A 23,308-nucleotide genomic window follows, 5' to 3' on the forward strand; every position below is an offset into this window, starting at 1 on the left:
AAAACTCTCTTCCTCAGGTGGTACCCTGCTTGTCGAAAACGCATCAGAACTTGACGCTGACGCCCATTTGCACGGCTTGGTCGGAACCCGAGCCTGAGGCGACACGGTTGAGATATTCAACTTCGAACGAGAAAGCGTCGCCCAACTGGAGTTCGGTTCCCAACCCCAACATCAGCTGTTCGCGAGCAAGGCCAGCGAGCGGGATGCTCGAGAATGGACCCGATACGAGATCGCGATAGGCCACAAGCGCATTTCCGCTGCGTTCGGCATCGTAAAGATATTCGAGCCGCAGGCGAGGGAGCAGCGCACCACCGCTAAAGCGATGCTCGTAGTTCAGCTTTGTACCAAGGCCGAGCGATGTGAAATCAACATCCTGATCGAGGAAACGCAAGTCGAACAAGGTACCGCTATTTTCGGTATAGCCATTCAAGCGACCGCGGGTGAGGTCGATCCGGACATAGGGCGTGATCATCCAGTTTCCGGTTTCAATGTCGGCACCGGCTGAACCGGTTACAAACCATTGGCGTCCGCTGCGGTTCGAGTTGATCAGCGCACCGGTCGTCGTGACATAGCGCCGCAGATCGAAATTAAGCCATTGATAGCCACCAAGCCAGTCGACATAGATACCGCTGCCCAACTGGTGGCTGCCGTAAATGGCGATGGTCTTGGCCTCACCCCGGCTGCGTGAGCCATTGTCGCCAATGTCCACGGTATCGCGGCCGAGGCCGACGCCGATACCTGCGGCGAATGACGGGCTGAACCGGCGGTCGGCACCAAAGCTGATGCCTTCGCTCTCAAACTCTTGGCTGAGCCTGCCCGTGGCCGGATCGCGATCGCCGAAGCGGATGGTACCGCCTGCCCAGATCGTCCAGGGCAGCTCGCCGCGCGCGCTGCCGCCGCCTGTGCCGCTGCCATCGCCGGCATCATCGCCGCCAGCCGCCGCGACCGGGGCCAGCTTGCTCTCGCCCTTGGCGCACAGACCATTGGTCCATGCGGTCAGCGAATCCTCGCAATAGCCGCGTGAAGAAATGCGCAGGCCATTTTGGAAGCCACCGCTGCCTGATTGCCCATGCAGGCTCTCCAGTCGGCGCATGAAGTTGTTGACTTGCGCGTCGGCAAAACGACGGCTCGCCTGCACCTGCGCCTGCACCAGCCCGCGCACTTCGCGGTCGGTCGCCGGATCAGGACGCGCGACAATGTCGAGGGCATAAGTGATGGTTGCCGTGGCCTGCGTACCCGCCGTGCTGTCGGTGACGGTAATCGCAAAATTGGCGACCCCCGAGCCTGTCGGTGTGCCAGTGATCGCTCCGCTTGTCGCATTGAGCGCAAGGCCTGCGGGTAGGGTGCCCGAGCTGACGGTAAAGCTGTAGGGCGCAATACCACCGCTGACCGATACCGTCTGGTTATAGGCCACACCCTGTGTCGCAGCCGGCAGCGTTGCCGGGGTGATCGTCAGGCTGGGTATATTGACGACAAGCGTGAGGCTGGCAGCACCCGTCTGGCCGTTCGCATCGCGCACCGCCACCGTGAAGGGGAAGCTGCCCGATGCAGTCGGAGTGCCTGACAACTGTCCGGTGCCCGAAAGTGTCACTCCTGCGGGAAGCGTTCCACTTGTCAGAGTGAAGCCATAAGGCGCAACCGCTCCCGCACCGGCAAGCGTTGCCGAATAGGCAGTGCCTGCGGTCGCATTGGGAAGGCTTGCCGGCGTTACCACTATGGTCGGCGCTGCAATCGCCAGCGTGTAGCTGCCCTGCACCGTGAACGGTGCGCCCGCACCGGTCGATCCGGTATCGGTGGCTGTCACTGTGAAGGCAAAGTAACCTGCAACCGTCGGTGTACCCGACACAATCCCGGTTGCTGCGTTGAGCGAAAGCCCCGCAGGTAGGGTGCCACCAAGGGTGTAAGTGTAACCACCGATACCGCCATTGGCATTGAAGGCCTGGCTGAACGGCGTAGCATAACTTGCAGTGAAGTTGCCCGTAGCAGGTGTCAGAACAAGCATCGGCGCGTCCACCGCCAGCACAAAATTCTGGCTGGCCGTAAACGGTCCATTCCCTGTGCTGTTGTCACTGGCGCTCACTGAAAGCGTAAACGTGCCCTGCGCTCGTGGTGTGCCCGAGATTGTGACACTGTTCGATGTTGTAGCTGTGAGCGCCAGACCGGCAGGCAGGCCAGTGACCTGGTGCGACCCGAAAGGCCCCGTTCCGCCTGCAAATGTGAAGGTCTGGCTGTAGGGCACGCCAACTTGCGCGCTGAGCGGCCCCGATGCCGTTACTGTAAGAACCGGAGCACCGACTGTTATGGATACCGTTGCCGGGGCAGATGTTCCGCCACCATTGGTTGCCGTGTAGGTGAAGCTGTCCGCGCCCGAGAAGCTTGCATTGGGCTGATAGCTTATGCTGGTGCCGCTGACCGTTGCAGTGCCGTTTGCGGGCGCCGAGACAATTGCGACAGAGAGCGCATTACCGCCTGAAAGGTTGAGTGCAACAGGTGATGCTGGCGCGCCATAAGCGAGGCTGACGGACACGCCTCCAGCTACAGGAGGCTGGTCGACAATCGACAAGATATAGTTCTGGTTTGCACTATAAGGTCCGCTACCTGTGCTGCTGTCGGTTGCCGTGACAGTGAATGCGAAGCTGCCAAATTCGGTCGGTGTGCCGGAAACTGTGCCACTATTTGAAAGCGTGATGCCAGCGGGGAGGGCTCCTGCAGAAACGGTATAGCTGAACGGTGCCGTACCGCCGCTGGCCGGATTCAGGCTTGCCGTATAAGGAATGTCTCGTTGGCCGCCCGAAAGCGCAGTTGGCGGCAGAGTTATGACAGGAACGGCCACAGCCAGATTATAGCTTTGCGAAGCGTTGAACGGACCGGGCGCGGGGCTGTTATCACTTGCTGTAACAGTGAAGGTGAAGTTGCCACCCGCAGTTGGTGTTCCCGAAATGGTGCCGGCTGACGACAGAGTCAGACCTGCAGGCAATGCGCCGCTTGTCACGGCAAAGCTATAGGGTGCGGCGCCTCCAGAAGCGGAAAGCGATGCGGTATAGCTGCTGGCGACCATTGCCCCTGGCAGGCTTGCCGGGGTGAGGGCAATGACAGGGGGCGCTACGCTGAAGGTGTAATTACCCGCCACTGTAAAGGGTGCGCCAACACCGCTTGTGCCAGTATCGGTGGCGGTGACCGTGAAATTATAGTTGCCCACAGCGATTGTGCGTCCCGAAAGCACACCTGTCGTTGTATCGAGAGTAATACCGCTCGGAAGGCTACCGCTCACAGCATAGCTATAAGGGCCATTGCCCCCGCTCGCGGTTACAGCCTGCGAAGCGCTACCATCATAGGCGACATTGAATGTACCCGAAGCCGGGGTCAATGCGAGCGCCGGTGCCGCAATATTCAGGGTGTAACCGCGGCTTCCCGACTGCCCATTGGCGTCAGCAGCCGCAATGGTGAAGTTGAAGCTGCCCACCTCGGTTGGCGTACCCGATAGGGTACCCGTATTCGACAGGGCAAGTCCTGCAGGAAGCGAACCACTACTCACCGCAAAGGTGAATGGTGCCACCGCACCTGTTGCCGTTATTGTCTGTGTATAGGGGATCGCCGCGGTGCCGTTGGCAAGCGACAGTGGTGCCAAAACAATCGTCGGGGCAGGTACATTGATGGTGTAATTTTGCGCGACGGTGAAGGGCGCTCCCGCACCAGTCGACCCGGTATCGGTGGCGGTCACGGTGACAGGGTAGCTACCGGGTGCGGTTGGTGTACCAGACAGCGTCGAACCGCTGAAGCTCAGGCCTGCGGGCAACGAGCCCGTCAGGGCATAGCTATAGGGCCCGGTCCCTCCGGATGCGGTGAAATCCTGGCTGAAGGCAGCTGCATAGGGCGCGTTCAGCGTACCCGATCCGGGAACCAGCGCCAGACCGGGCCCAGCAACGTTAAGGGTGAACGCCTGACCGACGGTGAAGGGGCCATTGCCGCTGCTGCTGTCGGTCGCAGAGACATTGAGATTGAACGCACCAGCCGCTGTCGGTGTGCCCGAAACCGTCACGCTGTTCGCGGTGGTGCCCGAAATGGAAAGTCCGGCTGGCAGGTTGGTGACCTGATACCCCGACCAGGGCTGTGCACCGCCATTGAAAGTGAAGGTCTGGCTATACGGGGTCGCAACACTGGTGTTCAGACTGCCTGCGGCCGTGATTGTAACCACTGGATCCTGCACCGTAATCGTCACCAATGCAGCCGAGGAAGTACCACCGCTATTGGTTGCGCTGTAGGTAAAGCTGTCGGGTCCGGCATAGCCCGGATTGGGCTGATAGGTGATGGTTGTGCCGCTGGCGATCACAGTGCCGTGCAGTGAAGGGGTGACTTCGTTCACGGTGGTCGGTGCGCCGCCGGTTATCGCGAGCGTCACATTGGTAGCGGCAGCGTCATAAGGCACGGTTAGAGTCACCGGACCAGCTACCGGCGGGATGTCGATCACCGTCAGGGTTGCCACCGCCGATGCGCAATTGGTCGGGTTGAGCTGATCACAAATCGTATAATTGACGGACTGCGAGCCGACCGCTGTGCCAGCGGCAACGGAGATCTGACCGGTTGCGGGGTTAAGCGTCACGCCAGCATTGGATGAAGTCGACGAAGTCACAACGACATTGGCAAAGGTCGCCGCAACACCGTTCAGCGTATCTGGGCCATTGCCATTATTGGCAAGAATATTGGCATAGGCTGTGCCGCCCGTCACCGTGCTGATGTCGGGCGCATTGACGTCGTCGAGCGCAGCAATGGCGGCTGCCGATACAATAGCCTCGGCAGAGGCAGCAGCGCAATTGGCCGGATCAAGCGTCTGACAGATTTCGTACACTACCGTATAGGTGCCCGCCGGAGTGGCCGGTGCAACAAGGACCGCGCCGGTCGCCGGATTGAGTGTAACGTTCGGGTTAGTCGTCGCCAATTGGCTAAGCGTTACAGTGGCGAGCGTAGCGGGAACGCCGCCAAGCGTGTCGGTCCCATTGCCGTTATTGGCGAGGACATCGGCATAGGCCGTGCCCCCTGTAAAGCCGTTGACCGCTGCCGCGCCCGTATCATCATTTGCTAGAATCGGGGGCGATGCGATGGTCAACGCATAAGCCTGGTTACCGCTGAATGGCCCGGGGAAGGGGCTGGAATCGGTCGCCGTTACAGTGAAGTTGAACACGCCCGATGCTGTCGGCGTACCCGAAAGCGTGCCGCCGCCGGTCAGGGTCAGTCCGGTTGGTAGAGCCCCTGCGGTTACGGCAAAGCTATAGGGCGCTACCCCAGCTGATGCGGTGAGCGTCTGGCTGTAAGTTGTCCCCGCCGTTCCATTGGGCAGCGACGCCGGCGAAACCGTTACGGGCACATCATCATTGTTGATCGTACCCAGTCCCTGATTGTCGGAGAGCGTAGCGTTCGTGGCGCCGCTGAGATTGACGAAGAATGTCTCGTTCGCTTCCGGCACGGCTTCGCCGATTACGGGTACGGTGATCGTGCGACTGGTCTGGCCAGGAGTGAAGGTCAGCGTTCCGCTTGTAGTGGTATAGTCCGCCGGCTGCGTCGCCGTTCCATTGGCTGTTGCATAATTGACCGAGACCGTCTGGCCACTTGCAGCCGACAGGTTGACTGTGAAAACTGCATTGATGGTGCCGGCATTGCCTTCGGTCACGGTCACATCGTTTATCGATAGTGAAGGTAGCGGATCATCGTTGACGATCGTTCCGACACCCTGGCCGTCGACGACCACCGCATTGACCACATTGGTGATGTTGACGAAGAATGTCTCGCTTGGTTCATTCAGAACATCGCCATTTACTTGGACGGTGAAGGTATAGGTGCTGCTGCCGGTGGGGATGGTCTGTCCGGTCAGCGCATTGGTAACATAATCGACACCGCCGGTTGAGGTGCCATTGGCAGTCGCAATGTCGAAGGTCACCCCACCCGGGCCTGCGGGAGCCGACAGGCTGGCGGTGAAGGTGTAGTTGGTCGTACCAGCATTGCCTTCATTGGCCGTGACATCATTGATTGCAAGGTTTGGCAGATCATCATTGAGGATCGTGCCAGTCGCCGAGTTGGGAACGCCAACGGTATATCCCGCGCCTGCATTGAGGGTGAGGGTCACGGTCTCGTTCGTCTCAATGGTCGCATCTGCGGTCGGGTTGACCGTGATGGTCCCGGTCGTACTACCCGCTGGAATGACAAGCGGCGAGGCAATCGTCGCATAGTCGGTGCCGTTGGTCGCAGTACCGCCGATCGTGTAGTTGATCGACGTCGCACTCGACGGATTGGCCTGATTCAACGTGACCGTGTAGATAAGGTTCGGCGCACCGTCTTCGGCCACAGAGGTCGGCGAAACGGCAATGGTTGCCGCGGGCACATCGTCATTAAGGATTGTCCCGGTCGCACTGGAAGGAGCACCAACGGTATATCCGGTTCCCGCAGCAACGGTCAGGGTGACGGTTTCATCAGGCTCGACAGCGCCATCAACCGATGGGTTGATTGTGATGGTGGCGGTCGTCGCATTGGCGGGAATGATGACTGTAGCAACGCCACCAGTGTAATCCGAACCGGACGTCGCCGTTCCTGCGGTTGTTATGTTGACCGTCGTCGGCGTGGCAAGCGCAGTGCTCCGCGTGACAGTGTAGGTCAGATTGGTAGCGCCGTCCTCACTGACCGAAGCAGGCGACACGGCGATGGAAACGGTGGGTGCTGCGACAACGTTGACGGTCAGCGTTTCGACTTCGAAATGTTGCCCCGGGCCGGTACTCGCATCTGTTACACGGATTGTCTGCGTTGTTGACCCGGCCGTTGTTGGGGTTCCGCTTATTACACCGGCAGCACTCATAGTGAGCCCCGGGGCTGGCGGATTACCTACAAAAGGCTCGGTCTGGTAACTATATGGCGAAACACCACCGGTCGTGGAAAGCGAAAAGGATGTCGGCACACCTTGCACCACATTATATGTCGATGGAGACAAAGTGAGTGTCGGCTGCTGGACAGTGCCCGCATAGGCCTTGTCAGTGAACTGTCCGATATTGTCTGTCGAGCGCACGCTGAAGCTATAGCCACCCCGCTGGGTCGGCGCTCCACTGAGTACCCCGCCGCTGGATAGAGTGGTGCCCACCGGAAGCGCACCACTTTGCAATGTATAGGTGTAAGGCGCATTACCACCGGTTGATGTCAGAGTTTGCGAAAACGACGTGCCAGCCACCAAAGTCGGTAATGTAGCCGGTGAGACTGTAATCGGGGAAGTCGGGGGTGTGATTGTAATCGTAACCCGTACAATACTTATAGCAGTATCGTTACCCGACGCGTCGGTGAATTCGAAAGCATCACTGGTCGCACTATTGCCATTGTGTGTATAGTCGACAACCCATTGATCACCTTGATACCGGAGTATCGCTGTCCCATGTGTCGGGAAAAGCGGGCCATCAACCGTGCCAATCCCCCCAAAACTGAACGGGTCACAATCATCGACATTTATGGTCACCAGCCCACCAGTTGCAACCGTGGCAGACTTGGCTGTGCAGGTAGTCGACGTATGGGCGGCCTGCGCCTCAGGCAGCAGGGCAATCTGCGCCAGCATCAGCACGAACACTGTCGCAAACAGCTTCGTCCATGACCGCACCAAAGCCTTACCCATAACTGCCCCCGTTTTTGCCTGCCCTGTTGTCGGCCAGACACAATTGTCACATTCTGTAACGCGGTTAGCAGCAACTGCGCGGGTGGCATTGGGCCGAAATGCACCGGTACATATTTGCGCGAACCCTTTAGCCGGTCCAACTGGCTATACCGTTCCGGATGGAAGCCTGCCCCGCACATATATGGAACGGCCCGCTCAGACCCTTGCTGCGATTGGTCGCGTCCAGTATTGCGTTTGCGACGCTGTGTCTGGCTTTGCCGGCCACTGCTTCATCAGGGCAGACAGGCCATGCGCTGACTTTCGGAGACTGGGCAGCGGCTTGCGACAATGGCTGGCGCTGCGAGGCGCTTTTGGTCAATCCACTGGCCCATCAAAATCCCTCTGAACCCATGCGGATTGTGCGCCTGGCTGGTCCAGACGGCCTGTTGCAGCTTTCTTTTTTCTCTGGAGCGGCGGAACCTGATGGAAAAAGCTTTCAGCCTGACATGGTGGAAATTGGCGGGGGCGGTTTCGATTATCTGAATAGCCTGCCCGATCCGGCCGGTTTCAATGGAGACCAGTTGGATTTTGAAGGCGAAGCCGCGATGTCCCTGCTTAGGAACATGGCGCAGGGCGATACTGTCAGGCTGATTAAGAAAAATGGTCCATCGGTGACACTATCGACACGTGGGCTAATGGGCGTCCTCGTCTATTTCGATACGGTTCAGCAGCGGATCGGCAATGAAAGCGCAGCGTACGCAAAGGGCCCGTCCCCTGCCACTACCACTCCGCCGCCACCCGAACTTCCCGTTATAAAGCTGGCAAATGCATCGGCAAAGCCACCCCGCATGTTGCGCAAGGCGCAAATCATAAAAGAGCGCGCAACCTTCGGCTGTGGCGAGCACACCCCTTTTGCCAAAACGACGGACGGCGTGGACTATTATCGGTTGGACGAGAATACCACTCTCGCGCAGGTGATACCCCTATGCTCGCTCAGCAATTACAACAGTTTCGTGCGTGTTTTACTGATCGACGAGAAAGGTAAGCATCGCATAGCCCCGATTGAGGGCGACAATTCCGATGCCGGGAATTTGGGCGAAAATTTGGTCGGCGGCTATTGGGATGCAGAGCGGCGCAGGCTGGTGAGCTTTGGCTTTTGGAGAGCCGGTTGCGGCAGCGGCACCGAATATGGCTGGGATGGTGAACGATTTCGCATAGTGGAAGAGCGGAGAACGGCGAGCTGCGATCTCGAAATTTTCAGTCAACTTGCGGTTTGGCGGGCGATGACGGTCGTATCGGACAATCGTTAGTGTAATTGGCCCGATGTACCGGTTCCCTGCCAGGCTTGGCGGTCAGGGCAGGATCGGCAAGTTTGTTCATAGTCCGTAAGTCGCTACCTTAAGGATTTGTCTATATATGATTCTCGCGGTCCAGATGCTTTTGGCAATTGCCTTAGCCCAGCATGCAATGCCAGCTGCGCCATTGTCACCCGTCACGGACGAGAGTGTCATCAAGCTGCATGGTAATTGCCAATATGAGGCAGCAAGTGGTTCCGACACTGTATCCAAGGTAAGAGACGTCGTCCGGCGCTTCAACGCTGCCATAATCTGCAAGGACGGAACCACTGCCGAACTTTTTGTGGACGAGGGCGGAGCAGTTGCCGAAATCGAAGAGCGAACAGGAGACGACGGTGAACCAGGAAAATGGGTCCGAAGCGGCCCCTGGCCTGAACAGCTTTTCCTGTTTACGCGGCCCGATTCCGAGCCATCGACCGAGCAGCAGGAAAGGTTGGTTCAAGGAAACCCGACAGTGATCATCGATGGGTCATCCGCGTTTGTCCGCCAACCGCTGTGGACGGAGACAGTCGGCGGCGCACCTGTCAATGACTGCCTGATCGAACATCTGATGCTGGTAAAGATTGGGGTGGATTGGAAAATCCGCCATATGATGTTGGTTCATGATGCGGAATCTTGCGAGATCCCGGAGCCAAAACCTTGACCACCCATATTCTTTGCAAAACGCAAACCGATTGGAGCTGAACAGAGAGCCACTCGGGCGTTGATCCCGGTTTGCACCGGTACATGGCAGAGCTGGAACGTTTGGGCTCAGCCAGATAGCCTGATTTCCCAACCGTTTTGTCTTGGGGGAGGGAAAATGACCTATTGGCGTTGGACAGCATTATTGGCGGGCGCCGTCATCGCAATCATGCTTGGATTCGGATTTATCGACGGAATGAAGGCGTGCGGTGGTGGCGATCCCATTTTCGTGTTCGAGATGGTTCGCTCACCAGCGGATGTAGAGGCGTTGTTCCAGGAACATTGTCGTGCAGCGCATAGCGTTGCCCAGCACAAAGGGCTGTGGCTAGACATTGCGCTGTTCGTGTGGATCTACTCCGCATTCCTGATTGTCGGTCTGCTCGCCCTGAAACAAGATATCGGCCCGAGTAGCAGGGCTATTGTACATATTGCCATGGCTTTGGCCGTTGCTGCTGCGCTCGCAGACCAGTTTGAAAATTTCATGCTTTTGCGCATTCTCGATAGCCTGCCTGGCCGCCAGACGGATATCGATTTGCTCTATTTTGCACCGAGGATCAAATTTGCATTGTTGGGACTTGTCACGGTGCTGGCAGGGTGGCTGCATTTGAAAATACCGGGATGGCGGAAACTGGCCGGCGCGGTGGCTATCGGTGGCGGCTTATGGTCGGCAGCGGGCGTGTTTATTCATCATGACTGGGTGCTGAAGGGCATGACACTGGGCTGGGGGGCGCTGGCGGTCGCAGCACTCGCGCTCTCGGTTGCGCGACCAAACGCCACATTGGCTGTCGCAAACAAGTAAGGGAAGAAGATGGCTGCAAGATCGCTCCTCGAACGATTTCCGTTTTTAAGCCTGCGCCAGACGATTATTCTGGCGCGGGTTGCGTCTGCACTGTTCTTCATGGCGCATGCCGTTGCGCGCATTGTGCTTGGCACGATCCCCCAATTTGGAAAATTCATGGAAGCGGTCGGGTTTCCTGACGGTGTGGCCATTGTTTGGGTTATCACGGTCAGCGAAATCCTGTGCGGTCTTTTGCTAATTTTCGGTCGTTTCGTCCGCATCGCTGTTATCCCACTGTTGTCGATTGCTTTTGGCGGGATTGTGTTGATCCATGCACATATTGGATGGTTCGTCGGCGAGCATGGAACCGGAGGCAGCGAGTATAGCGTTGCCCTGATCGTCCTGCTTCTTGTTGTCGCCGCGGCTGACAGAGATTCTTCGTCCAAAAGCAAATAAGGAGGCCGCGCGCATGCGATTTGCATCGATAGTAATGATCTTGATCGGTCTGCTCGAAACGAGTGTTCTGGCTGCATCGCCGACGCGCGTATGCGGCAAATATTCCACCGTCCTGTTATCCGAAGGTGAGGCGGCCGAGGTAAATGGCGCAGGCCAGTACAGTCTGTTCCTCCTCATCCGCGGACCACGCGGCAACTGGATATTCTTCGATTCGATGTCCGAGCCCGCCGACGCCGACAGTGCTGGAATGCTTGTCCTGACCAGACCGGACAAGACGGTATATCGGCGCAGTCATGAACCCCGCATCTACGCCATTCACCCATCGCAGCCTGACCTTGCCGACGGCAAGATGGTGAAGACCGGAGTAATGGGGGTCGATGCCATGCTCCAACCGCTCGATAATCCTGCCATCGTTGGCGACAATTCCGATTTCGATGTCATCGAGAGAGTGTTGCCGGGCGTGACAGACCGGTGCGACCTGCGCTTTGTCGCCGGTCAGGGCCTGGTCAGCCCAGCTTCGCGGTCAGTCGCGCAGTAGCAGCTGGGAGCCAATCTTGAATTTGAGTATGGTCAGGGTACCCGGCCTGATGGGAAGCGGTTTAGCGCTGTAAGCCGCAGTGCACCGGTGCGCCGCGGCGACAGCCATTGTCGCCAGGCGATGCTATGAAGTAGCATTGACCATATCATGACGTGTGGGGCGGGGCAGGATGCAAGGCACAGACAAGGCAAAGCAACTGTTGGCCGCCGGCGCGATAAGCACGATGCTTTTGCCGCAACCTGCATCAGCCACCCTGCCGCGCGCTGAACCGCCAAGTTATTCGGCCTATGGACCGTTCCAGCTGTGCACCGATCGCTTCGTGATCGATGTGGGCAAGGATGAGGCACTGCATATCGTCGGCGATATCACTCGCATCATTAACGACCGCGAATTGATTGCCATCAAGTCCGGTAACTCGCCCGACTATCTGCCCGCCAGCCTACTGGACACGGTTTTCAACCGACCAGCGCCGGAGTGGCGCAATGCAGGTCCGGCAAAATTGTCGCCAAAGCGGTTTAAGGGAAAAACACCCGACGCCGGACAAACGGTCCGATACGCACCACAAGGTTTGCGCGACGAGGATGTGCGATACATTTTGGCACCGGACGAACAGTCAGAAGACGCCTTGATCATAGGCGCAGCCAGTTTCGATGGATCCGCCAACGACCGCCGTCTCCTTTCGCGCATCAAGCCTGCATCGGCAAAAAGCCCCGAATGCCTGCCGCTTTCCGCGCTCTTCAATCGCGACCTCGACGATAAGGATGCGAAACGGGCCTATGATCTGTCCAATTTTCTGGCTGATATTTATCCGTCCAGCCCAGAAACGGGGCCTTTGTTTCATTGCGTCTCCGGGATAGGATTTGCCCTGGAGGCTGGGGAAACGCTGCTTAGACCCTGGCGGCCTTTGGGGGACGCGGGCGATTTCCATATCGGCACTGGAGGTTCGCGCATAACAATCGAACGTCGTTTTTATCAGAACGAGATGCTTCGCCCTGGCGACCCTTCAAATTTCGACGAACATCCAATGAGCCTGCTGCGGAAGACCGAGGTCATCTACTATCCCAGCCGGGGCATTGGCCCGCCATATGCCGAACCTGGCGAACGGGAAGCAGGCAGCTGGGAAGTGAAACTTATCGAAAGCCATCATTATGGCGTGACGTTCAGATTCCCTGCCTCGCAACACACAGCCGCCGGTTTTCGATTCCTCGAGCGACTGCAGTTTGTAAAAGACGATGATCCTCGATGCCAGAAATCACCTTGAACTTCACAAAACCGATCCGAACCTGGTTGCAGCAAAGCTGTTCAAAAGATGCGGCATACTCGCCTTATCCATCAACGGCGGGACTGGCCATTGTAGCGTAAAACTGTCCCTTTCAACCTGCCCGTAAAGTTCATTTTGCCGCGTAACTTCGATGATGGCGGGTGTCGGTCGAAAGTTGCCAGCATCCATTTGCAGTCTCAAAAAACAGACTGCCGTCTGTGCCGGACTCCCCTTTCCTATATGGTTGTCCGTCTAGCGTGAAGGCCGTGCCAAGGTCGTCACCCCCGTCGGATTTCCCGTCATAGATGACGCGTGTCCATTCAACGACAAAGGCTTCATTCTGGCCTTGGTTCAGCTCGATCACCACATGCTCGTCATCTCCCGCGCGAACCGGTCGGGTGGATTTTCGATAGTAGTCGACCATCATCATCGGGAAATCTGCATAATCCGCTGCCTTGATCTCTTCCCAGCGATTGACCGTGAAATCCGGACGCAGAAGAACATATTCAATTGCAGGAGCAGTATATTTCTTCTGCACAGCCTTGGATTGGATAAAGGCGTCGAAAAAGGCGTTCGGGTCGCCCCTTTTGCACGCTGCATCGGCCGTTTGCAGCGAAAGTCGATCAGATTCGGTTATCGCGGTATCAGCGTTTTCTTGCGCGTGCACCCTCGGTACAATTGCTGCACTTGCAGCGGGCTTATCCCGCAAATCATCTATTACGCCATTGTCACTTGCTGCTTCACCACTGCACCCCAAGGCCAAGAGCGAAAGTGCCCCAAGCGGTGCCAGCTTGTTCCAGGCCGATTTCGCATGCAACCTCCGCGCCAATGGAAAACTCCTCGCAATTATTTGGTATCTGTTTGTCTTCCGTTCAGGTTAGAGGGTGAACTGTAACTAACGAAATATGTTTTTAATACTGGTGCATCGGTTGGTTCCTGAACCGCGCCCTGCATCGGTTGCTTGCATTATTGGTATTTTTCATGCTCTTATGTGAATTGAAATGTCTGAACTCATCATTATAGCCGACGATCATCCGGTATTCCGCGACGGGATGTGCCGATTGATTTCTGCGGCTCTACCCGATGCGCGATTGCTCGAAGCGGGGACTATGGACGAAGTGATGGCTCTCGCCGAGTCGGGAGACGAACCGGATCTGTTTTTGCTCGACCTTTTGTTTCCAGGTATGGAACCACGAGAAACGCTTCCCCGGCTTCGGCAGCGTTTTCCAAAATCATCGATCGCTATTGTATCGATGCTCGACGACGACCGTACAATTAACCGGATTATGGATGAAGGTGCGGACGCATTTATCGTCAAATCGATCCCGGCAGGTGAAATGGTCGACGCCGTAATGGCGGTGCGGGCCGGGCAATATGTAGTCGCAAAGCCCAGCATTGTTTCTCTGACCGATGCCGTCCCGACGTCAGCAAATGTAATGTGCCTGACGCAGCGCCAACTGGAGATATTGAGGCTGATCAGCGTCGGCGAATCGAACAAGCAGATTGCCCGTAAACTGGGCCTTTCTCCATTTACGGTGCGCAATCACATCTCGCTGCTTTTGCGAACGCTTCACGTTCATTCCCGTTCCGAACTGGCGTTAAAGGCCGAAAGCCTGGGTTGCCTGCAACAAAGTGCAGGGGCGATCAGCCTGAATGGAGTCTCGCACGCACGGAACTGATCGTCGACCGCAGTTCAGCGGGGCGTAAAGGCTTTTTAAGAACGAGAACGTTCGGATCACCGATTTCTGCGGTAATTCGGTTGTCATCATGCGCGGTGATAATGATGGCCGGCACATCGACACCCAGCAACTTGCGGACGGATTTTATGCAATCTTCCCCTGTTTGGCCGCCACCAAGATCAAAGTCGGTGACAATCATGTCGCAGCCTTCAATAGTTGCGGGAATGGAGGTGGTGGCAACCACATGACATCCCCATGACGACAGCAGCCCGGCGGTCGCTTCAAGTATATCGGTGTCATCTTCAACCAGAAGGACGGACCAATCTCGCAGCGGTGATCGGTCATTTCCGGATGGCGCCAGGGTGACCGTCACTTTTGCATCCTGGACAATCGGCAAGCCCGATACAGTAAAGCGGGAGCCCCTGCCAATTCGGGAGGCCACATCTACCTTCAAGCCCAGAATTGCAGCCATTCTGGCCACAATTGAAAGTCCCAAGCCTACACCCTGCCGGTCTCGGTCGCCACGCTGCCTGATCTGGAAAAACTCGTCAAAAATCAGGGAGAAATACTCTTCCTCTATGCCGTTTCCCTGATCCCAGACCTCTACAGCGATTGATGAACCCCGGCGCCGACAGCCGAGGATCACGCCGCGACCCGTAGAAAATTTCAGCGCGTTGGAAACCAGATTCTGGATCATCGTCAACAGCAGAACGCGGTCGGTCAGCACGACATAGCGGGTATCGACCATGCGCAATTCGCTGTTATCCCATTCGGCGAGCTGCACATTTTGCAGCACGATTTCCTGGAACAACTCACCGAGCGATACCGGTTCGAGCTTTGGTGCCACTGTTCCGCTGTCGAGAGTGGAAAGATCGAGCAGCGACCGAAACAGGCGGGCCAGCGATTGCAGCGCGCGGTCTATCCGTTCGACGATTTGGCGTTGCCGGTTGTTCAAGCCGGTATTCTGCAGGCTGTTTGTGAACAAGTTGATCGCATGCAGCGGCTGCCTCAGGTCATGGCTCGCCTGTGCGAGAAAGCGCGATTTTGCGAGATTGGCTTCGTCCGCCTCACGCCGCGCTTGCTCTATGCGTCCCAGCAGCGCAGACGCATAATGTGGAATCACGACCGCGGAGAGCAGCAGCATCACCATCATATATGGCGCATTCTGACCCTGCGGAATGCTGAAGCCCACTATCAAAACGGTACAGACAGCAAAACCAGTTGCGATCCGCAAATAGGTTTTCCCGAAACGCAGGCCATTCCCCAGCGTGACCCACAAGATTATGGTATGTAAAGGCATCATCACCATAGGTTCGACAACAATGCTGCAGCCCAGCGAAACATAGTCGAGAACCATCGAGAGCAATCGCCGGACCGGATAATGCCCCGGCATATGGCGCGCCCACAGGAAAATGGCGAACGCCGCTGGAGCATATAGAATATGATAAACAAGGATTGTTATCGCCCATGGCGCGATGAATTCGTCCTCGGCCAGCAATACGCCCAATATTGCGGTATAGACAGCGATGATCGACAGAGCCGCAAGCCGAACCTTGGTTTGTCCTGCTTCAGCCAGTTCTTCGTCGAGATGCTTTTGAGGTTGTCGACAAAAAAGTCGAGCGCCCAAATTCCATATCATTCATGCCTACTATCTACAGAAGCCGGGCGAACAATGATCATGAATACACCGGAATAATATTTTAAACCATGGGAAGCGAAGAAACGCTGAGGGTTTCCAGTTTGCCTTTATGAAAAAATATACGGAGATTGTAGATATTTTTACGGCAGTTGATGTCAGTCGACTGATAATAGGTACCTTCTGCATCCTGATCATCCGCCCATCTTTCGAAAGCTAGTCCAGTTGCTCTTCGAACCTTTGCCATCGCGATATTGTCGCTATCACCCCGCTTCAGCCCGAATGGACCAACGAATGCGGCATGATTTCCGAATTCAATCCATTTACTGACCACTATTCCATCATCGACGAGATATTTGATCGGCAACTTGTCTGCCGACAATGTGAAACTGCACTGACGCAATGGATTGCGTTGGTTGCACTCTATTGCCTTATATCGCGTCGGCATTTTGCCGAGACTGGCGCAAATCGCAAGTGAACCAAAATCAGGTTTCGACTGGGCGTTGGCGGCTATTGGAATGCTGGCCAGCAGCGCAAGACTGACGGCCTTTGTGGAGATCATCATATTACGGCCTTTCCACGATTGTCAAAAGCACAGAGTTGCAACGCGCCGATGGTCAGCATGTCGGCACCGAATCGTCATTTTCTTCCAACGCATATTTGCCATCGGGCCTTCGGACATAGCGATGCGTGAAAGAGCGCGTGCCCTCATAACCGACCTCGAAACGCACATTTTTGACAGGATTTTGCAGCCTGCCTTCAATTCCGGTTACTGGCTGGTTACCGCCTTTTGCGCCGCTGTCATTATATTGCGACGGGAATTCAGCAATTTGGCGTGGGCCTTCGGAACCGAGTTCGATCAGCGCCATATTTGCGCAGGAATAGCCTTGCCAGACTCCCCCGGCCGTCGAAACGACAACCGGATGATCGGACACATCGTTCCGCACTTCCCATTCGGGGGGATTTCCCATGATCGAACCGCTGACAAAATCGGGCCACCGCCCCTTAACCGCAAATTTGCCCTCGCTCTCGGCAAGATAAAATATACCGAGCGCCCCCAGATTGACCGGATAGGCCTCCAGATGATTGGCCGGCGCGAGCAGGATCCACCGTCCCCCACCCATCTGCAGCAACTTTCCGCCCGAATAGCTGTAGTCGCCGCTTTTGACATCTTCGGTCCGGCTTGTGTCGAACAGGGCGACATAGGCGCGGGTCAGTTGCTCGCTCGGGTCGAGTTCGGACAACGGGCGCACCAGCGGCGGCGTTTCGGACCTTGAATCCGTCCGCGATGCGGTCTGCATTTTATGCCCGGATACGCTATTGCTCGCATCATCCTGACTGATTGCAAGGGCGCCAAGGGCACTACCCGCTGCAATAATCAGTACAACCACAACCCCCAGTTTCCTGTCCCTTGTTTTTCCAGCCTTCGGATTGTGCAATGGCTTCATATCGAACTCCAATCTTGTCGATCCATCGTCACGGCCACTCGCTCCAGCGGATTTCGTCAGACACCAGTTTCCAGCAGCCATTTGACCAAGCGAACGAAAGGCGCCCGCGAATGCCGGCGGTATAGCGGTAATCAGATCCATCATTATTGATCCGATTCTCCACGACGTTCGGATCTTCTTTCCATTCGATGTGAAAGCCGCGGTCAGCATCGGAAACAGGCTCAAAAATTATCGGCACACTCCGCTCCGTACCATATTCATAATAGACGGCATGCGGTGCGAATTTTATCGGCGGCAACCGGTAATAGCGGCGCGGCCATCGCTTGGGCAGCGCGTCTCCGCGAATGATGGAAATTTGCTTCGAAAGCGCAAAATAGCGCGTGGCCGGTGACGAGAAGAAGGCTTCGATAAAACCGTCCCTGTCGCGTATCGCGCAAAAATCATTCAGACGCTTGCGCTCCACCGTTCCCGCTCGCTTTACGACGGCAGATGTGGGGCAACGTCTCAATAAACTGGTCTTGCCACCGCCATCCCGGCGCAGCCTCAACCAAAGCTCGTCGTGGGAAATATCGAGGTGCAGACGATCGCTCCGACCGCCTTCTGCGCCTTTCGGCGTCGCGAGAATGATGGCGGGATAATCGCTATAAGCCCAAACCGAACGGATCGGTGCGCCATTGAAACGCATGGTTTCGATTACGACGGAGTGGCCTGGAGGCACCGGCTTTCCACAGGCCGATAGCTTTTCGGCCCATTCGCCAAGATACACTTCCGGAATATAGCTATGTTCCGTCTCGAAGGGCGCCCCCCGCAGCGCCGGATCATCAAACTGGGGCGCTGCCATGACCGAAAGGAGGGCGAGGGAGAGGATTGTGGCCACTGCAGTCTGTTATGCCTGTCTGGCTTGCCGTTGAGAAAAGCAAATTCGCACTGGTACATTTTCGGCATTGGCTAAAAGCAGGCCGGGTCTGTTTGCTGGCGCAATTAGCGGCGCTGCACCGGTATCCCGAAATTGTAGATCGTCGAGTTGGTTCCGCCTACGCACTCGATGGTCATCATATGGATAGGTTGTTTTATTTGTGTCACGATCCAGCCCGTTTTCACACGCGTTAAAGATTGGCGTCCTGTTGATTTCGGTTGCACCAATTGGTGCAGAAGCCGCTACGCGTCAAAGTACAGGGCAGGATTCGTTCGCAGCCGTTGCCTGGGCCGAGGGATATCGCAACCTGATATGGAGTTCAGGCTATCCATCAAAGGAAACAGCAGAATCAGCTGCCCTGAAATTCTGCAACGAGCGGATCGGCAAGGATTGCACTATCGCAGCACATTCAAGGAACGGCTTTATTGTTGTTGGCATTGCCGACGATGGCGGCAGGATTGTCCAGTCGGGACGCACCAGGGTAGAGGCTGCTGACATTGCTATCAATCGCTGCCGCTCGGAAGGCTCAGGAGCTCGATGCACCATTCAGTATCTGGATCTGATGCAGGGATCACCGCAGGTCAAGGATATGCAGATTTCAGCACGCTTACCCGACCAATGGGCCACATTTGCCTATCGAAGCAATGCTTATCCTGGCGATGTGAGACGTGTTTGGCCTGTCGCGCAACAGCCAAGCCAGGAAGAGGCCATCAGGAAAGCACTCTTATTATGTACCCGCGAAGAAAAGCGGGAATGCACCGCAAAGGCAGGTGTCCGCAATGTGCGCATCGCAGTCTACACCGCTCTCAACGAGCCTGGCACGCCCATGATAGAATCAGATATTGACGATGCGCGCCTTGAAGCGGCGGTGGAAGCAAGATGTAAATTGATGGCGGCCAACTGCATCACTTTTGGTACGTTCAGTGCCAGCGAACCCGTCTGGCAGGCTATCAATCTTGCGGCGCCCGCTCCGGCAGCACCTCCTTCGCGCTAGTTGATATATTTTGCACTATCGCGCCGGAGATGTTTCAACCTCTAGGCTGTTCAATGTCAGCCATTTCTTGACTTCCTCGATACCTTTCCGGGTTTTCGCGTTCAGCAGCTTTTCCGGAGTCATGTACAGATAGCGCTGGAATGTCTGGCCTTGTGCATTGCGCAACGATGGATCGGCTCCGGCCTTCAGAAGGGCAAGCACATGCCAAGGCTCATTGATCTGGGCAGCGACATGCAGCGCGCTGTTGCCGACAGCATCGGTCAGATCAAGTTTCGCTCCTGCTGCCAACAAAACCCGAAAATGCTTTGGTCTTTCTGCAATCAGAGCCGTCATCAACGGGGTGCGACCGCTTTCGGGATCAATCGCGTCGAGCATCTCATATTCCGAGGCCAGCCATCGTTTCAGGGAACTCGCGCCCTGCTTGCGAATGATGATGTGCACCTCTTCCGGCAAGGGACGCGTGTAAACGCAGCCGCTTGCGGCGCTATGTGGTGCAGCAAGCGCAACAGTGGCGAGCAAAAGGGACAGCAGATGGATATTTGGCCTCATCAGTTAATAGTAATATCACTACGCATCAGATGACGACATTCTCCGTACACCGGTACATTTTTGACAATTGTTCTGGGCGGCGTAGGTTTTAGAAACTACGCGACAATGCGTATAATCCTTCTCTTTTTGTCGACATTCTTGGCAGCTGCCGGTGCCCATGCGCAATGCCGCATAGGTTCAGGGCCTGACCATGGTGACGGCATACCCTATTGTGATGAACTATCGCCTCCGCCGCAGTCGAGTGTACCGCCAACGCCGCCGCAATGGCAGGATTTCGCCGCAGCGGTTGTTTGGGCAGACAGCGACGAAGGTGACCAGTTTGATGGGGTAGGCAAATATTTCGATGAACAAATGGCGATTGAGCAAGCCATGGAGAAATGCCGTGCCAAAACATCTTGGCGTAACTGCGAGATTGCGGTTTCAACCACGAATGGGGTGATCGCGGTGGGTCGTGACCAAAATGGCAAGCTTAGGGTGCGAAGCAGTCCGGCCAAAGAAGATGCGGAAAATGGCCTGATTGAAAAGTGCGTCGAGGACGGATCGCGTTGTAAAGTAGTCGCGATTTTTGATGGGCGCGGCGAGTATTTTTAGCCGTCCAAGTAAATATTTGCCGACAGCTTAATTGCGGACATTCGGTGTCGGCCGAAAGCGGATTAAGCCACTCTTCCAAGGGTTGTATAGCGCAACAAGTTTGCACTGGGCGGACTTGCCGCAATTCGCCCGCATTATGCTCTGCGCCATCTTTTCGGTCGGGCTGGAACCCAAGCGGATTTCGCCATCTTTGGTTTGTGCAATATATAGAAATACACTGGCGACGGTGCGTGCTGCGACGCATGAATGACCGCTATCATGCATGCAGCTTTGGAGGGCGGCGTTCTCCGCCTCCTGCGCACTGCGATAGCCGGTGGCGATCCAGACGTCGTTTGAGCCACCTTGATCATTGGGTTCAACCCATGCCGCTGAAGCAAATTGGTGGCGAAAATTGCCTGTGGGGCGCCAGATTTCCCGGTTGTGGTTAGATGCCGAGCCAGCGATCTTACGCCCGGGACTGGCTGTGCCATGGCTCGTTTCTACACACATATCTCCAATTTTTCGGCATTCTGCCAGCATGCGTTTTTTCGCCTTGGCGGCTGTGGAATCCCAATTGGTGTAAACGCGACCCGTTGCGCCAATACCAATCGAATAAGAGCTGTTATAGGATGTGATCATGAACTGGCATCCGGTGCCCATATCTTGGTTGCATGCTGCAACAGCTGCTTGCTGTGCTGAAGCTCCATTGGGATAGCCAATTGCAACCCACATATCGGCTGCATCCGGATGCGCCGCAATTGCAAAATGATTATCGACCCAAGCCATTTGGGGCGGTGGAGGCGCATTTGGATCTCCCCTCTGCTCACAAAGTGGCGTGCCCCTGTCATCACCGACCTGCACTTCACCTGGAGCCCAAGTGCATGGAAATGCGGCTTGGGCCTCTCCGGCCCAAGCGAAAACCCAGAAGGCAATCGCTGTATGGAGTACCCATTTGAAAGAAGTGTGCCACACTGGTCAGCGAACCAGCCGACCTAAGGTGTCCACACGGCAGTTGGTCCCATTCAATTTGTAATCGACCAATCGATGGCCGGGCTTCGATCCGCCTTGCTCAAGAAATAAGGTCAGGTCGCACTCGCTGAGTTCGCCCTCAACCCTTTCGGCCTGGTTCATGCCGACCACACCGCCCCTGCCGTCGTAGACCGGGATATTGTCGACCACGACCTGTCGCGTATCGACGCGAGAAATATACCGCAACGATTTGGTGCCGGCCAGTTCACTGATGCCATTGGGAGCACCCCAGAAATCCACGATTTCCTTCTCGGTCCAGCCCTGCATGCTGTAGAATCTTTCCCGTTGCGCATCATTCTTCTTGCGAAAATTGGCTGCGGTCTTTTCCATAAACAGCCGTTCGGCCTCCATGCCCGCAATCTGCTGCTCGACCTGACCGGCCTTGCTCGACAATGCAGCCATACGCGCTTCAAGTTCGGCGCGGTCCTTCTCGATTTCTTCGCGACTTTTTGTTGTTGTGTAAGGTGGCCGCTTTCCCTCAGGCCACAGATGCGACCATGAGTAGTCGGATAGACGGATGTAGCTGATCAGGGGAATCTCGGTCGCGTAGATCATTCCCAGGTCAGCCAGCGGTTGCATGGCGGCCGCTTTGTCTTCCATCGTGGCGTTGGGGTTTTTCTGGATTTTCTTAGACGCATCGTAGAATTTCTGAATCGCAGGCGCGACTTTATCCTGCATCTTGCAGGCCACCAGATAGGCGCGGTTGACCCAGTTGTCAGGTATCGGAGCCCATTCGGGCGAGTTCATTTTTTCCGATTCATTGTTTCGGTACAGGGCGTATGCACTGGTGATACGGAATTGTTTCGGATTGCACCGGATGTCCACGGTGTACTGGATGGTATCCGGGTCCGACATGCCCTCCATGACCTGCACGACAAAAGCCGTATGGACCTGGCTATCCTCCATATACTTCGCCATGTCCGGCGCCTTCATAGCCAGCGCTTTGGACTGGTCAAAAATCTCAAGATCCAGTGTCGATTTGACTTCGTCTAGCGCCAGATAGTGCACGCTGCGTTGCGGCTTTTCGCCTTCTCGCGCAATCATCACCCAATGGGCTGCGTCGGCGGAAACGGCACTTCCCAAAATTCCACAAGTGACGGCTGCGGCAACGAATGGATTTGATATTTCCAAGATGCTCAACGCTGGTTTCCTCATCTCGTGTTTCGGCTCGTTATTAACCCGCAAGGCAGGCGCGCATCTTGTCCCGCGCTTCATGCCCTTTCGTCCAAGCCGATGCGAATATCTGACTTCCGGCCATGCTGACGCGGACGCCCTCTTCGTTTTGCATCACATCCAGCGCCGCATCGATTGAAGGTAGCAGGAAAATGACGAGGCCATTCTGTTCGCCATCTATGCCAATTTGCGTCGCGGTCACTGTGCGGTCCGGCTCGCCGTCTGTAGAAAGTGTCACCTTCACGCTTTTGGCTTTTGCTGGAACGGGCACATCCGGTCCACTGACCAGGAAAAACGACTCTTTCCAGTCATCCGAAGGCCCCAAATACCCCATCGCGGAATCGCCGTCAGCAAATGTGATGGTACAGCCCTTGCCCGATAGCTTTCCATTCTTTTTCGCATACCATTGTGGCGGCTTGGGCCTACCTGATTTGGTTACCCCATCCTCCTTGCTCTCCATGGCACCCGCCAGTTGGCGCTGCAGTGGCGATTGGGCAGCAACTGGATACAGCCCAAGAGATATCAATCCAAAAGCGATGCTGACCATTCTGGTCCGGTGCTTTACAAATGCCATGTTCATGTGCGTTCGTTACTCAATCAAACTCGGTCGCGGCTTCGGTCGATTTG

The 23,308-nt window shown here is 56.1% G+C and carries 19 protein-coding genes; 9 read left to right on the forward strand and 10 right to left on the reverse strand.

What is annotated here, in order from left to right:
• Positions 1-43: 43 nt before the first annotated feature.
• Positions 44-7,639: a putative Ig domain-containing protein gene (locus tag PKC81_RS07905; RefSeq protein WP_324334831.1), complete on the reverse strand. Its 7,596-nt coding sequence runs from the start codon at positions 7,637-7,639 to the stop codon at positions 44-46.
• 254 nt (positions 7,640-7,893) lie between these two features.
• On the opposite strand from PKC81_RS07905, the gene PKC81_RS07910 reads away from it, so the two are divergent.
• From PKC81_RS07910 to PKC81_RS07935, 6 genes are all read left to right on the forward strand, one after another.
• Positions 7,894-8,928, forward strand: coding sequence for a DUF1176 domain-containing protein (locus PKC81_RS07910; RefSeq protein ID WP_324334833.1), 1,035 nt, complete (start codon positions 7,894-7,896; stop codon positions 8,926-8,928).
• A 106-nt stretch (positions 8,929-9,034) separates the two neighbouring features.
• Complete coding sequence (locus tag PKC81_RS07915) at positions 9,035-9,616, forward strand: hypothetical protein (protein ID WP_324334835.1); 582 nt, start codon at positions 9,035-9,037, stop codon at positions 9,614-9,616.
• A 156-nt stretch (positions 9,617-9,772) separates the two neighbouring features.
• Positions 9,773-10,453 carry a hypothetical protein gene (locus tag PKC81_RS07920; protein ID WP_324334837.1) on the forward strand — a complete coding sequence of 227 codons (681 nt, stop codon included), beginning with the start codon at positions 9,773-9,775 and terminating at the stop codon, positions 10,451-10,453.
• 9 nt (positions 10,454-10,462) lie between these two features.
• Entirely contained in the window at positions 10,463-10,888 is a 426-nt protein-coding gene (locus tag PKC81_RS07925) for a DoxX family protein (RefSeq protein WP_324334839.1), read from the forward strand.
• A 13-nt stretch (positions 10,889-10,901) separates the two neighbouring features.
• On the forward strand, positions 10,902-11,426 hold the full coding sequence (locus PKC81_RS07930; RefSeq protein WP_324334841.1) for a hypothetical protein: 525 nt from the start codon (positions 10,902-10,904) through the stop codon (positions 11,424-11,426).
• 199 nt (positions 11,427-11,625) lie between these two features.
• A complete protein-coding gene (locus PKC81_RS07935) occupies positions 11,626-12,687 on the forward strand; it encodes a hypothetical protein (RefSeq protein WP_324334842.1) in 1,062 nt (353 codons plus the stop codon).
• Positions 12,688-12,817: 130 nt separating this feature from the next.
• Here the strand turns inward: PKC81_RS07935 and PKC81_RS07940 are convergent, their stop codons facing one another.
• Positions 12,818-13,516 (reverse strand): hypothetical protein, encoded by a 699-nt coding sequence (locus PKC81_RS07940; protein WP_324334844.1) that lies wholly within the window; start codon positions 13,514-13,516, stop codon positions 12,818-12,820.
• A 172-nt stretch (positions 13,517-13,688) separates the two neighbouring features.
• Here PKC81_RS07940 and PKC81_RS07945 point away from each other — a divergent pair, with 172 nt between their 5' ends.
• A complete protein-coding gene (locus tag PKC81_RS07945; RefSeq protein ID WP_324334845.1) occupies positions 13,689-14,366 on the forward strand; it encodes a response regulator transcription factor in 678 nt (225 codons plus the stop codon).
• Here the strand turns inward: PKC81_RS07945 and PKC81_RS07950 are convergent.
• The 4 genes from PKC81_RS07950 to PKC81_RS07965 form a co-directional block, all read right to left on the reverse strand.
• Entirely contained in the window at positions 14,332-16,005 is a 1,674-nt protein-coding gene (locus PKC81_RS07950) for an ATP-binding protein (protein WP_324334848.1), read from the reverse strand. The genes PKC81_RS07945 and PKC81_RS07950 overlap by 35 nt on opposite strands.
• A 61-nt stretch (positions 16,006-16,066) precedes the next feature.
• The gene (locus PKC81_RS07955) at positions 16,067-16,567 is read right to left on the reverse strand and encodes a hypothetical protein (protein ID WP_324334850.1); all 501 of its coding nucleotides are present in this window, start codon (positions 16,565-16,567) and stop codon (positions 16,067-16,069) included.
• 52 nt (positions 16,568-16,619) lie between these two features.
• Positions 16,620-17,393: a hypothetical protein gene (locus PKC81_RS07960; protein ID WP_324334852.1), complete on the reverse strand. Its 774-nt coding sequence runs from the start codon at positions 17,391-17,393 to the stop codon at positions 16,620-16,622.
• 85 nt (positions 17,394-17,478) lie between these two features.
• Complete coding sequence (locus PKC81_RS07965; RefSeq protein ID WP_324334854.1) at positions 17,479-18,291, reverse strand: hypothetical protein; 813 nt, start codon at positions 18,289-18,291, stop codon at positions 17,479-17,481.
• A gap of 235 nt (positions 18,292-18,526) precedes the next feature.
• On the opposite strand from PKC81_RS07965, the gene PKC81_RS07970 reads away from it, so the two are divergent.
• Entirely contained in the window at positions 18,527-19,360 is an 834-nt protein-coding gene (locus tag PKC81_RS07970) for a DUF4189 domain-containing protein (RefSeq protein WP_324334856.1), read from the forward strand.
• Positions 19,361-19,375: 15 nt separating this feature from the next.
• Here PKC81_RS07970 and PKC81_RS07975 read toward each other — a convergent pair whose 3' ends face one another.
• Positions 19,376-19,909, reverse strand: coding sequence for an ankyrin repeat domain-containing protein (locus PKC81_RS07975; protein WP_324334858.1), 534 nt, complete (start codon positions 19,907-19,909; stop codon positions 19,376-19,378).
• 105 nt (positions 19,910-20,014) lie between these two features.
• Here PKC81_RS07975 and PKC81_RS07980 point away from each other — a divergent pair, with 105 nt between their 5' ends.
• Positions 20,015-20,500 (forward strand): DUF4189 domain-containing protein, encoded by a 486-nt coding sequence (locus tag PKC81_RS07980; protein WP_324334860.1) that lies wholly within the window; start codon positions 20,015-20,017, stop codon positions 20,498-20,500.
• A gap of 27 nt (positions 20,501-20,527) precedes the next feature.
• On the opposite strand, the gene PKC81_RS07985 is transcribed toward PKC81_RS07980, so the two are convergent.
• The 3 genes from PKC81_RS07985 to PKC81_RS07995 all read right to left on the reverse strand — a co-directional run bounded on the left by PKC81_RS07985 (position 20,528) and on the right by PKC81_RS07995 (position 23,261).
• Positions 20,528-21,265 carry a DUF4189 domain-containing protein gene (locus tag PKC81_RS07985; RefSeq protein ID WP_324334862.1) on the reverse strand — a complete coding sequence of 246 codons (738 nt, stop codon included), beginning with the start codon at positions 21,263-21,265 and terminating at the stop codon, positions 20,528-20,530.
• A gap of 189 nt (positions 21,266-21,454) precedes the next feature.
• Positions 21,455-22,723 (reverse strand): hypothetical protein, encoded by a 1,269-nt coding sequence (locus PKC81_RS07990; protein WP_324334864.1) that lies wholly within the window; start codon positions 22,721-22,723, stop codon positions 21,455-21,457.
• Positions 22,683-23,261, reverse strand: coding sequence for a hypothetical protein (locus tag PKC81_RS07995; protein ID WP_324334866.1), 579 nt, complete (start codon positions 23,259-23,261; stop codon positions 22,683-22,685). The genes PKC81_RS07990 and PKC81_RS07995 overlap by 41 nt, the downstream gene beginning before the upstream one ends.
• Positions 23,262-23,308 lie beyond the last annotated feature (47 nt).

The organism is Sphingorhabdus sp., assembly GCF_035329025.1.
Lineage (GTDB): Bacteria > Pseudomonadota > Alphaproteobacteria > Sphingomonadales > Sphingomonadaceae > Sphingorhabdus_B.

What these genes read in the sequence shown, in the direction of transcription:
- PKC81_RS07920 (WP_324334837.1), top strand. Translation starts at nt 9,773, where the DNA reads ATGACCTATTGGCGTTGGACAGCATTATTGGCGGGCGCCGTCATCGCA.
- PKC81_RS07955 (WP_324334850.1), bottom strand. Translation starts at nt 16,567, where the DNA reads ATGATGATCTCCACAAAGGCCGTCAGTCTTGCGCTGCTGGCCAGCATT.
- PKC81_RS07930 (WP_324334841.1), top strand. Translation starts at nt 10,902, where the DNA reads ATGCGATTTGCATCGATAGTAATGATCTTGATCGGTCTGCTCGAAACG.
- PKC81_RS07980 (WP_324334860.1), top strand. Translation starts at nt 20,015, where the DNA reads ATGCGTATAATCCTTCTCTTTTTGTCGACATTCTTGGCAGCTGCCGGT.
- PKC81_RS07905 (WP_324334831.1), bottom strand. Translation starts at nt 7,639, where the DNA reads ATGGGTAAGGCTTTGGTGCGGTCATGGACGAAGCTGTTTGCGACAGTG.
- PKC81_RS07945 (WP_324334845.1), top strand. Translation starts at nt 13,689, where the DNA reads ATGTCTGAACTCATCATTATAGCCGACGATCATCCGGTATTCCGCGAC.
- PKC81_RS07950 (WP_324334848.1), bottom strand. Translation starts at nt 16,005, where the DNA reads ATGATATGGAATTTGGGCGCTCGACTTTTTTGTCGACAACCTCAAAAG.
- PKC81_RS07965 (WP_324334854.1), bottom strand. Translation starts at nt 18,291, where the DNA reads ATGGCAGCGCCCCAGTTTGATGATCCGGCGCTGCGGGGGGCGCCCTTC.
- PKC81_RS07990 (WP_324334864.1), bottom strand. Translation starts at nt 22,723, where the DNA reads ATGAAGCGCGGGACAAGATGCGCGCCTGCCTTGCGGGTTAATAACGAG.
- PKC81_RS07925 (WP_324334839.1), top strand. Translation starts at nt 10,463, where the DNA reads ATGGCTGCAAGATCGCTCCTCGAACGATTTCCGTTTTTAAGCCTGCGC.
- PKC81_RS07915 (WP_324334835.1), top strand. Translation starts at nt 9,035, where the DNA reads ATGATTCTCGCGGTCCAGATGCTTTTGGCAATTGCCTTAGCCCAGCAT.
- PKC81_RS07975 (WP_324334858.1), bottom strand. Translation starts at nt 19,909, where the DNA reads ATGAGGCCAAATATCCATCTGCTGTCCCTTTTGCTCGCCACTGTTGCG.
- PKC81_RS07995 (WP_324334866.1), bottom strand. Translation starts at nt 23,261, where the DNA reads ATGAACATGGCATTTGTAAAGCACCGGACCAGAATGGTCAGCATCGCT.
- PKC81_RS07985 (WP_324334862.1), bottom strand. Translation starts at nt 21,265, where the DNA reads ATGGCTTGGGTCGATAATCATTTTGCAATTGCGGCGCATCCGGATGCA.